At 59.6% G+C, this 9,681-nt stretch carries 13 protein-coding genes; all 13 read left to right on the top strand.

What is annotated here, in order from left to right; genetic code table 11:
- Positions 1-277 precede the first annotated feature (277 nt).
- The 13 genes from GQB00_RS16385 to GQB00_RS16330 all read left to right on the top strand — a co-directional run bounded on the left by GQB00_RS16385 (position 278) and on the right by GQB00_RS16330 (position 9,668).
- The gene (locus GQB00_RS16385) at positions 278-1,084 is read left to right on the top strand and encodes a hypothetical protein (RefSeq protein ID WP_165857079.1); all 807 of its coding nucleotides are present in this window, start codon (positions 278-280) and stop codon (positions 1,082-1,084) included.
- The gene (gene rimI, locus GQB00_RS16380) at positions 1,084-1,572 is read left to right on the top strand and encodes a ribosomal protein S18-alanine N-acetyltransferase (RefSeq protein WP_165857078.1); all 489 of its coding nucleotides are present in this window, start codon (positions 1,084-1,086) and stop codon (positions 1,570-1,572) included. The genes GQB00_RS16385 and rimI overlap by 1 nt, the downstream gene beginning before the upstream one ends.
- Before the next feature lies 1 nt (position 1,573).
- Complete coding sequence (locus GQB00_RS21895; protein WP_228276829.1) at positions 1,574-1,840, top strand: hypothetical protein; 267 nt, start codon at positions 1,574-1,576, stop codon at positions 1,838-1,840.
- Positions 1,840-2,148 carry a hypothetical protein gene (locus GQB00_RS21890; protein WP_228276828.1) on the top strand — a complete coding sequence of 103 codons (309 nt, stop codon included), beginning with the start codon at positions 1,840-1,842 and terminating at the stop codon, positions 2,146-2,148. Before GQB00_RS21895 ends, GQB00_RS21890 begins: the two co-directional genes overlap by 1 nt.
- 80 nt (positions 2,149-2,228) lie before the next feature.
- Complete coding sequence (prfC, locus tag GQB00_RS16370; protein WP_165857077.1) at positions 2,229-3,809, top strand: peptide chain release factor 3; 1,581 nt, start codon at positions 2,229-2,231, stop codon at positions 3,807-3,809.
- 17 nt (positions 3,810-3,826) lie between these two features.
- Positions 3,827-4,597, top strand: coding sequence for a TatD family hydrolase (locus tag GQB00_RS16365; protein WP_165857076.1), 771 nt, complete (start codon positions 3,827-3,829; stop codon positions 4,595-4,597).
- A 210-nt stretch (positions 4,598-4,807) separates the two neighbouring features.
- Positions 4,808-5,236 (top strand): 50S ribosomal protein L13, encoded by a 429-nt coding sequence (gene rplM, locus GQB00_RS16360; RefSeq protein WP_111497290.1) that lies wholly within the window; start codon positions 4,808-4,810, stop codon positions 5,234-5,236.
- 12 nt (positions 5,237-5,248) lie between these two features.
- Entirely contained in the window at positions 5,249-5,641 is a 393-nt protein-coding gene (gene rpsI, locus GQB00_RS16355) for a 30S ribosomal protein S9 (protein ID WP_111497291.1), read from the top strand.
- 235 nt (positions 5,642-5,876) lie between these two features.
- Positions 5,877-6,473, top strand: a complete 597-nt coding sequence (gene petA / locus GQB00_RS16350; protein WP_111497292.1) for a ubiquinol-cytochrome c reductase iron-sulfur subunit — start codon at positions 5,877-5,879, stop codon at positions 6,471-6,473.
- The gene (locus GQB00_RS16345; protein ID WP_165857075.1) at positions 6,473-7,705 is read left to right on the top strand and encodes a cytochrome b; all 1,233 of its coding nucleotides are present in this window, start codon (positions 6,473-6,475) and stop codon (positions 7,703-7,705) included. Before petA ends, GQB00_RS16345 begins: the two co-directional genes overlap by 1 nt.
- Positions 7,705-8,463 (top strand): cytochrome c1, encoded by a 759-nt coding sequence (locus GQB00_RS16340; protein ID WP_165857074.1) that lies wholly within the window; start codon positions 7,705-7,707, stop codon positions 8,461-8,463. The genes GQB00_RS16345 and GQB00_RS16340 overlap by 1 nt, the downstream gene beginning before the upstream one ends.
- A gap of 109 nt (positions 8,464-8,572) precedes the next feature.
- Entirely contained in the window at positions 8,573-9,202 is a 630-nt protein-coding gene (locus tag GQB00_RS16335) for a glutathione S-transferase N-terminal domain-containing protein (protein ID WP_111497295.1), read from the top strand.
- A gap of 58 nt (positions 9,203-9,260) precedes the next feature.
- Positions 9,261-9,668 carry a ClpXP protease specificity-enhancing factor gene (locus GQB00_RS16330; protein ID WP_204355859.1) on the top strand — a complete coding sequence of 136 codons (408 nt, stop codon included), beginning with the start codon at positions 9,261-9,263 and terminating at the stop codon, positions 9,666-9,668.
- The last annotated feature ends 13 nt before the right edge of the window (positions 9,669-9,681 follow it).

Below are 9,681 nucleotides of genomic sequence, written 5' to 3'. Positions count from 1 at the left end.
GTCAGGCAGGACGAGCACCGCTCGGCCAGCGAAGCGCGCCCCCACCGTCTCGGTGGGGGCCGGGTCATCGTCCGCAGCGCTCCGCGCTGCCGGCCCGGACCTCCCGGGGCGCTACAAACGCCGACAGCCGTGAGCACAGTAGGTCATCGCCACACCGCTACCTACACCAACACCCAATGGACGCACCGCTTCCAGGGTTATATCATCCCCGCATCATTCCAAATGCTCGCGCCCTCCCAGGGATGCCGGGTACGCACCGGAAACCGATCAGGACCCTATGACACCGACCGAAGCCGAACGTCAGTACTACCTCTCGCGTATGGGCATACAGCTCTGGTATGCGCGATCGGCTGTACCGGGGGCGGCTCCGACGCCGGATCTCGACTTCAGCGAGCCGGAAGCACCTGAAGAGGTTCCGGACCGCTCATCGGCGCTAGTCCGTCCGCCCGCGAGCAAGGGCAGTGTCAAGGCGTTGATGCAGAGTATCGACGACGGCAAGGAGCCGGCGACTCCAGAGAAGCCGGCCGCTCAAGATGCGCCTTCACCCCGGGAGGTCGCCAGGCCCGCGGCAGAGACAGAAAATAAGCCTGGGATGGCTTCGACTGCCCCCCAGGAATCCCCTGCGGAAACGGTCGCTGCCTCACCGCTCGACAACGTCAGCCTGGACATGGGTGTCTGGAGCGGGAAGCGGTTTACGCTGCTTAGCGCTCTGTCCGGGGAGGTCAGTGCCGAGCTGCAGTCACAACTGGCGGAGAACATTCTGCGTGCCTTGGGCGACGATGACGTGCAGCATCGGCGGCTGGGGTGGCCGGTTTTCAACAATCCGAGAGTTATGCGGGGCGGTGGGCAGCAGCTTGAACGTTTGCTGGAAGCGCTGCGTGAATCGATCATTGGCGAGCGTCGCCTGGTGTGTCTGGGCGCTCTTCATGAGGAGCAAGGAACCGATAAAGCGCTTCTGGCTCACTTGTCAGGTGCAGACGACCGGCTGTCCGGAGAGGACTCACTGGCCGCCCTCGCCGCCGATCCTGCCCGCAAGCGGGCGCTCTGGACGCTGCTTCAGGACCAGGTGTCCGGGGTATCGTGATGAGCGCCGGTGACGCCTACCGTATTGGTTTGAAAAACGACTGGGGTATTTCCCCTCTGCAGTTGGAAGACCTGCCTGCGGTGATGGAAGTCGAGCGCGGCGGCTATTCCCACCCCTGGAAGGAATCTGTTTTCCGCGACTGTTTCCGCCCGGACTATCGGCTATGGCGGTTGTCCGATGGCGAGGCGCTGGCCGGATACGCCGTCGTTGCCTACCTTTTCGACGAAGCCCACCTCCTGAACCTGTGTGTCGCGAGAGACTATCGCGGTGTGGGAGCGGGGCGCCGCCTGCTACGCCACCTCCTCCGTGAGTCTTTCGGCGATGGCATGCAGCGGCTCATTCTCGAGGTTCGGCGCTCTAATCAGGTGGCTGCCGGACTGTACCGCTCCGAAGGGTTCGAACAGATTGGTGAGCGCCGGGGGTACTATCCGGGCGTACCGGAGCGGGAAGATGCCCTGGTCTTCGCCCTGGAAGCTCCGGTAGGCTGACGTGGGCATCACGCCAAAGCTTTTCTCATCGGTCTGGCTATGGTTGACGAACATCGCCCTGCTCGGTGTGGTGGTATGGGCCGTTCGTGAGGCTGACTGGGATCAGGTGGCCGTCGAACGTCTTTTTCAGCACAGCTTCTTTGCCAGCGTCCTGCTGCTGTTTCTGTTATGGCAGCTGCGGGCCGGTCTATCCCTGGGGCTAACGAGCCATCTCCTGGGGATGAAGCTCTTTCGACGTTCGGCATCAGTGGGCTGGTCACCGTCGTAATGCCCGCTTTGGTGAGCTATGAAGTGATGCTCTGGGAGCGCCGCCGCGGATTTCGCCTGTTTTTCGTCTACCTGTTTTTCTGCGGCTTTTTTGGGGCTGCGCTGGCTTTTCCCGGCAGCGGGTTATTGATGGTGTTGTTGCTCTGGCTTGCGGATGTCTATTCCTGGCGCGTGCTGGTCCACGAGTATCTCCGTTACCTGCCTCTGATTATGTTGCCGGAAGCTTTTGTAAACGGCGTTGTGGTTGCCGGGCTGATGATCTTCCACCCGCAACGCCTGATCACCCTCGATGAAAGCCGCTATCTCTGATGGTTCGCGTCTGCGCGCCTCAGAATTTATAATGGTGGGCTTTCCAGTTCATTGGTTCCAACTTTCAGGCTGTTATCACTATGACGTCGCTTCCCGCGGAAATCGAAAAGCGTCGGACGTTTGCGATCATCTCGCACCCGGACGCCGGTAAGACCACCATCACCGAGAAAGTCCTGCTCTTCGGTCAGGCGCTACAGACCGCGGGGACGGTCAAGGGCAAGAAATCCGGTCAGCACGCCAAGTCCGACTGGATGGAGATGGAGAAGGAGCGGGGGATTTCCGTTACGACATCCGTCATGCAGTTTCCCTATTCCGACAAGCTGGTGAACCTGCTGGATACGCCGGGTCACGAGGACTTCTCGGAGGACACCTATCGCACGCTCACGGCCGTCGACTCCTGTCTGATGGTCATCGACAGCGCCAAGGGTGTCGAGGAGAGAACCATCAAGCTGATGGAAGTCACTCGCCTGCGCGACACCCCGATTCTCACGTTCATGAACAAGCTGGACCGGGATACCCGGGACCCGATCGAGCTGATGGATGAGGTGGAGGACGTTCTCAAGATCGCCTGCGCGCCGGTCACCTGGCCGATCGGTATGGGTAAGAACTTCAAGGGCGTCTACCACCTGCTGCGTGATGAGGTGATCCTGTACCAGAGTGGCCAGGGTCATACGATCCAGGAGAAACGGGTCATCAGCGGCCTCGACAGCCCCGAGCTTGATGAGGCCATCGGCGCCTACGCCCAGGACCTGCGCGACGAGATCGAACTGGTCAAGGGCGCTTCCCACGAGTTTGACCTGGAGGCCTTCCTGAAGGGCGAGCTGACGCCGGTGTTCTTCGGTACGGCACTGGGTAATTTTGGCGTGGATCATATGCTGGATGGACTGGTCGAGTGGGCGCCGTCACCGCAGCCGCGCGCGACCGATCAGCGCCAGGTCGAGCCGGCCGAAGACGGGTTCTCGGGCTTTGTGTTCAAAATCCAGGCGAACATGGACCCGCAGCACCGGGACCGGGTTGCCTTCCTGCGTATCGTGTCCGGCCGTTACAGCCAGGGCATGAAAGCGCGGCATTCGCGTATCGGTAAAGACGTGCGCCTGGCCGACGCGTTGACGTTCATGGCCGGAGACCGGACCCAGGCCGACGAAGCCTATGCTGGCGATATTATCGGCCTGCACAATCACGGCACCATCCAGTTGGGCGACACGTTCACCGCCGGCGAGAACATGAAGTTTACCGGCATCCCCAACTTCGCTCCGGAGTTGTTCCGGCGGATCCAGCTCAAGGACCCGCTCAAGGCCAAGCAGCTGCAAAAGGGACTGATCCAGCTGTCCGAGGAAGGCGCCGTGCAGGTTTTTCGACCGATGAAGAATAACGACCTGATCGTCGGTGCGGTCGGTGTCCTGCAGTTCGATGTGGTCGTGGCGCGACTGAAAAGCGAATACAAGGTAGAGGCCGTCTACGAGCCCATCAACGTCGCCACCGCCCGCTGGGTTACCTGCGAAGATGCCAAAACCCTGGATCAGTTCGAGCGCAAGGCGTACGACAATCTGGCGCTGGACGGCAGCGACCGGCTAACCTATATCGCGCCGACGATGGTCAACCTGCAACTGGCCCAGGAACGCCATCCGGACGTGAAGTTCAACAAGACCCGGGAGCACTGAGCCGGGCGGGATCTGCCATGCTGATCGATGCCCACTGTCATTTTGACTACCCCTGCTTTGACGGCCGGCGCGCAGCGGTGCTGGATGAGTGTCGCTCTGCGGGAGTGGCCGGGCTGGTTATTCCCGGAGTAAGGGCCCGTGACTGGGATCGCGTTGAGATTGCTGCGTCCGAGTCCCCGGCGTTGCGTTACTGCCTCGGGATTCATCCCTGGTTCATTGGCGAGCATGGCCCTGACGATCTGAAGGGCCTGGAAGCGCGGCTTGCCAGCTCTCCCGAAGGCTGTGTCGCGCTGGGGGAGTGCGGATTGGACCGCCTCCGGGGGGATCTGGAACAGCAGCTGCCCTGGTTCGAGGCCCAGATTGACATCGCTGCGGCCTGCGCCATGCCGCTGGTTATCCACTCGGTGCGAACCCACGACGAGGTGGGCGCGTGCCTGCGCCGCCGCCAGTTTAGCGGCCGGAGTCTTGTCCACGGCTTTTCTGGCAGTCCGGAGCAGGCGCTGGCGCTGGTTCGCCAGGGGTGTTTCCTGGGCGTGGGTGGGGTAATTACCTATCACCGGGCGGCGAAAACCCGGCGTGCGCTGGCCCGCGCTCCGCTTGACCACCTGGTGCTCGAAACTGACGCGCCGGACATGCCGCCGGAAGGTGTCGCCAAAGGTGATAACGCACCGACCGCGCTGCCGCGGGTGTTCCGGGCCCTGTGTGACCTGCGGGACGAGCCCGAGGCGCGGATCCGGGAACAGCTCCAGCGTAACGTGGAAGCCCTCTACGGAACCCACTGGCACTGACTTGGTCGGCATAATTGGGCGTGAAAAGGGGCTTGGCACCACTGGTTCGACCCTGTATACTTCGCGCCCTGGCTTTTCAAGGCGATGTATCCATCTCAGCCCCGAATGGTGCACCGCCACAAGTAAATATGGTCGAAGGTCTCCGTATAGCGCATGGCGCTGGTTTGCGGTGATCTTTAACGTTCGTTTTAAGCGTACAAGGCGGAATCAATGAAGACTCTGAGTGCGAAACCAGAAAGCGTAAAGCGTGACTGGTACGTTGTGGACGCAGCCGGCAAGACGCTGGGTCGTCTGTCAACCGAAATCGCCCTTCGTCTGCGGGGCAAGCATAAGCCGGAATATACTCCCCACGTCGACACGGGCGATTACATCGTTGTGATCAACGCTGAGCAGGTTCGTGTGACTGGTAAGAAAGCCGGTGCTAAAAAGTATTACCACCACACCGGGTTCCCGGGTGGTATCCGTGAGATCAACTTCGAGAAGCTGATCGACAAGGCGCCTGAACAGGTGATCGCGCATTCCGTCAAGGGCATGCTGCCGAAGGGACCGCTGGGTCGCGCCATGTTCAAGAAGCTGAAAATCTACGCCGGTGCTGAGCATCCGCATGCAGCCCAGCAGCCCAAAGAACTCGACATCTAACGGAAGGCGAATATGTCTGTAGCACAAAATTACGGTACTGGTCGCCGCAAAACTTCCGCGGCGCGTGTATTCATCAAGCCGGGTAGCGGCAACATCACCATCAACAACCGCACCATTGAGCAGTTCTTTGGTCGCGAAACCCTGCAGATGATTGTTCGTCAGCCGCTGGTTCTGACCGAGTCAGAAGAGCGTTTTGACATCAAGATCACTGTAGAAGGCGGTGGCACCAGTGGCCAGGCCGGCGCCATTCGCCACGGTCTGACTCGTGCCCTGATGGATTACGATGAATCCCTGCGTCCGACCCTTCGCAAAGCGGGCTACGTTACCCGTGACGCGCGTGGTGTTGAGCGTAAGAAAGTGGGTCTGCGGAAAGCGCGTAAGCGTCCTCAGTACTCCAAGCGTTGATCCAGCGCTGCTTTTTCGAAAAAGCCCGGTTTTACCGGGCTTTTTTTTGTCTACACTTCGGGTTGATGCAAACTTGCCGGCGGGGGTAGCAAGGTTTGGGCCCCGCCGGCGTCAGCTTGTCAGGGTTTGGTTATTTCATTACCATTTTTTCGGACTCATTTTCGGGTTGTGAAGTCTAATACGATGTGCGGCCTATAAAAATCAGCTTCGCATCGCCTGATGGGAGAAAACTATAATGAATAACGGCGACGTGAGCCGCAGCCGGCGTCGATTCCTCATTGGGGCGACCTCCGCAGTGGGAGGTATCGGCGTCGTGGGGGCAGCAGTGCCTTTCGTAGCATCCTGGAACCCAAGTGCAAAAGCGGAGGCCGCAGGCGCGCCGGTCTCGGTCAACATTGCGAAATTAGAGCCCGGCCAGCAAGTAACGGTTGAGTGGCGGGGCAAACCGGTGTGGATCGTGCGCCGCACCGACGAGATGCTGGAAAGCATCGAAAAGCTGAACGATCGCGTCAAGGACCCCGAGTCGACGCAGGCTTCCCAGCAGCCTTCCTATATAGAGAGCGTCTACCGCTCGCTGAAACCTGATATTGCCGTTCTGGTCGGAATCTGTACCCATCTTGGCTGTGTGCCGAGCTACCGGCCGGAAGTGGCGCCTGCCGATCTCGGGGATGACTGGCTGGGCGGTTTCTTTTGTCCCTGCCACGGATCCCATTACGACCTCGCGGGCCGGGTCTATTCCAGTCAGCCTGCGCCCCTGAATCTGGAAGTCCCGCCTTACCGCTATGATTCCGACAACACCCTGACCGTTGGACTGGATCCGGAGGCCGCGTGATGCAGAAGCTCATAAAGTGGATTGATGCACGACTCCCGATCATCGATGCCTATAACAAGCATCTCGGCCAGTACTACGCCCCCAAGAACTTCAACATCTGGTACTTCTTCGGGTCACTGGCGATGCTGGTCCTGGTTAACCAACTGGTGACCGGAATCTGGCTGACGATGAGCTATAACCCCTCCGCTGAGGGCGCGTTTGCATCCGTCGAATACATCATGCGGGATGTGGAGTGGGGCTGGTTGCTGCGATACCTGCACTCGACCGGCGCCTCGGCCTTTTTCGTCGTGGTCTACCTGCATATGTTCCGCGGGTTGATGTACGGTTCCTATCAAAAGCCCCGGGAACTGATCTGGATCTTCGGGATGCTGATCTACCTGGTATTGATGGCGGAAGCGTTCATGGGTTACCTGCTGCCCTGGGGGCAGATGTCCTACTGGGGAGCGCAGGTTATCGTCAACCTGTTCGGTGCCATCCCGGTGATCGGTGAGGACCTGTCCCTCTGGATCCGCGGCGACTATCTGATCTCCGGCATCACGCTTAACCGGTTCTTTGCCCTGCACGTCATTGCCCTGCCGATCGTGCTCCTTGGGCTGGTGGTACTGCATATCCTGGCTTTGCATGAGGTTGGTTCCAACAACCCGGACGGAATCGACATCAAGAAGAACAAGGACGAAAACGGTATTCCCAAAGACGGTATCCCGTTTCATCCCTATTACACCGTGCACGACCTGCTTGGGGTCGGGGTTTTCCTGTTTATATTCTGCGTGGTGGTCTTCTTCTTCCCCGAAATGGGCGGCCTGTTTCTCGAAAAGCCCAACTTCGAGCCGGCCAACGCACTCAAGACACCTGAGCACATTGCGCCGGTCTGGTACTTCACGCCTTTCTACGCCATGTTGCGTGCGGTCACGGTGGATCTGTTCGGCTTGCCGGCGAAGTTCTGGGGCGTGGTGGTCATGGGGGCGGCCATCGCCATCCTGTTCGTGTTGCCCTGGCTGGACCGAAGTCCAGTGCGGTCGATCCGTTACAAGGGCCTGCCCAGCAAGATCGCCCTGGCGGTATTTGCCATCAGTTTTGTGATTCTCGGCTATCTCGGAATCATGCCGGCCACTGCTGGTCGGACCGCGTTGGCCCAGCTGTTGACCGTCCTGTACTTTCTCTACTTTATCCTGATGCCGTTCTACACAAGGATGGAAACAACAAAACCGGTACCGGAAAGGGTGACAGGCTGATGAGACAACTGATTGCGGGTTTTTTCATAATGTGCCTGCCGGCCCTGACTCTGGCCGCAGGTGGGGCCGGCATTCCGCTTGACCACATGGAGCCGGACCATGCCAATAAATCCTCCCTGCAGAGGGGCGCGGCCCTGTTTACCAATTACTGCATGGGGTGCCATTCCATGGAGTATGCCCGGTACAAGCGGGTGGCCAATGACCTGGGGATCCCCGAGGAGCTCTACGAGGAGAACCTGATTTTCACCGGCGCCAAGATTGGCGAGTTGATGAAGATCAGTATGGACAAGGAGCAGGCCAAGGCCTGGTTCGGCAACCCGCCGCCGGACCTGACGCTGGAGTCGCGGCTGCGCGGTGAGGACTGGATCTACTCCTATATGCGTGGCTTTTACAAGGATGAATCCCGTCCGCTGGGGGTCAACAACGTCGTGTTTTCCAACGTCGGCATGCCGCATGTGTTGGTGGACCTGCAGGGGCTGTGCGCCGTGGAGCCTCAGATCGGCGGGCGCGCCAGCGTCGATCCGCTCAGTGGCAGCGTCGTCAATGACACGGTCTGCCCCGAGTGGGCCACCGAAGGCTCGATGACGCCCAAGGAGTATGACGCCGCCATGTATGATCTGACCAATTTCCTGTCTTACATGGGGGACCCGGTCAAACTGGAGCGAGAGCGGCTGGGGCTGTTTGTTCTGATCTTTATCGCGATTTTCTTCGTGTTTGCCTACCTGCTCAATCGCGAGTACTGGAAAGACGTACACTAAAGAATCAGGTATAATGGCAGTTTTCACCGATCCCAGCGGGAGCCAGTTGGCTTGCCGCTGGATTTTCCGTTTTGCCACCTCTGTGTTCATGTAATCGTGGAGTAGTTCTATGGGCGTTGTGACCAAGCGGTCATCAATGACGTTTTTTTCTGATCCGGCCAGCCATTACAGCCACCGGGTGCGTATTGTACTTGCCGAGAAAGGCGTCACGGTCGACGTTGTCGACGTCGATCCTGACAACCCGCCGGAGGAACTCTCCGACCTGAATCCGTATAACGCGTTGCCGACCCTGGTCGATCGTGACCTGGTACTCTATGAGCCGAACATCATGATGGAGTACCTCGACGAGCGTTTCCCGCACCCGCCGCTGCTGCCGGTGTACCCGGTGGCGCGGGCCAACAGCCGCCTGATGATCCACCGGATCCAGAAAGACTGGTGTGGCCTGGTGGACCAGATCCTGGCGCAGCCCAACGCCAAGGCATCTGAGGCGGCTCGCAAGGAACTGCGTGAAAGCCTGCTGGCAACGGCGCCCCTGTTCGGCGAAATGCCGTTTTTCCTGTCCGAGGAATTCACCATCGTCGACTGCTGCATTGGACCGATCCTGTGGCGCCTGCCGGCCCTGGGAATCGAACTGCCCGAGAAGCAGGCCAAGCCGCTGCTGAAGTACATGGAGCGCCTGTTCCAGCGGGAAGGCTTCAAGGCGAGCCTGTCCGACCTGGAAGAAGACATTCGCAGCTAAGCGATCGACTTGTATCCGAGCCTGAGTGGGAGATGTTATGTCTGACAAGGCATTCAGAATGACTTCGAGCCGTCCCTATCTGGTGCGGGCTTTCAATGAGTGGATTCTCGACAACAACTGCACTCCCTATATCCTGGTGGATGCCAGTATCCAGGGCGTGCAGGTGCCGGCCGAGCATGTTGCCAACGGGCAAATCGTGCTGAATATCAGCCCGACTGCGGTCAAGGGGTTGATGATTGGCAACAGTGCCCTGGAGTTCAGCGCGCGCTTCGGCGGCGTTCCCATGCAGGTTTCTGTGCCGCTGGTGGCGGTGCTTGCCATCTACGCGCGGGAAAACGGTGAAGGGATGGTGTTTGGCAGCGAGCCGGGCACTCCGGACCCGGACGGCACGGGCACGGATCCGGACGAGGGGCAGCGTCAGCCCGAACGCCCTTCCGGCAAGCCGAGCCTTAAAGTCGTGAAGTAGCCCTCACGCTGTT

The organism is Marinobacter sp. JSM 1782161 (assembly GCF_011421605.1).
Classification (GTDB): domain Bacteria; phylum Pseudomonadota; class Gammaproteobacteria; order Pseudomonadales; family Oleiphilaceae; genus Marinobacter_A; species Marinobacter_A bohaiensis.
Note: the sequence above shows the minus strand (reverse complement) of the source record. Positions and strands in the feature narration are given on the sequence as shown.

Excerpts from the sequence above, each read along its gene's own strand:
- GQB00_RS16385 (WP_165857079.1), top strand. The coding sequence starts at position 278 with ATGACACCGACCGAAGCCGAACGTCAGTACTACCTCTCGCGTATGGGC.
- rimI (WP_165857078.1), top strand. The coding sequence starts at position 1,084 with ATGAGCGCCGGTGACGCCTACCGTATTGGTTTGAAAAACGACTGGGGT.
- GQB00_RS21890 (WP_228276828.1), top strand. The coding sequence starts at position 1,840 with ATGCCCGCTTTGGTGAGCTATGAAGTGATGCTCTGGGAGCGCCGCCGC.
- prfC (WP_165857077.1), top strand. The coding sequence starts at position 2,229 with ATGACGTCGCTTCCCGCGGAAATCGAAAAGCGTCGGACGTTTGCGATC.
- GQB00_RS16365 (WP_165857076.1), top strand. The coding sequence starts at position 3,827 with ATGCTGATCGATGCCCACTGTCATTTTGACTACCCCTGCTTTGACGGC.
- rplM (WP_111497290.1), top strand. The coding sequence starts at position 4,808 with ATGAAGACTCTGAGTGCGAAACCAGAAAGCGTAAAGCGTGACTGGTAC.
- rpsI (WP_111497291.1), top strand. The coding sequence starts at position 5,249 with ATGTCTGTAGCACAAAATTACGGTACTGGTCGCCGCAAAACTTCCGCG.
- petA (WP_111497292.1), top strand. The coding sequence starts at position 5,877 with ATGAATAACGGCGACGTGAGCCGCAGCCGGCGTCGATTCCTCATTGGG.
- GQB00_RS16345 (WP_165857075.1), top strand. The coding sequence starts at position 6,473 with ATGCAGAAGCTCATAAAGTGGATTGATGCACGACTCCCGATCATCGAT.
- GQB00_RS16340 (WP_165857074.1), top strand. The coding sequence starts at position 7,705 with ATGAGACAACTGATTGCGGGTTTTTTCATAATGTGCCTGCCGGCCCTG.
- GQB00_RS16335 (WP_111497295.1), top strand. The coding sequence starts at position 8,573 with ATGGGCGTTGTGACCAAGCGGTCATCAATGACGTTTTTTTCTGATCCG.
- GQB00_RS16330 (WP_204355859.1), top strand. The coding sequence starts at position 9,261 with ATGACTTCGAGCCGTCCCTATCTGGTGCGGGCTTTCAATGAGTGGATT.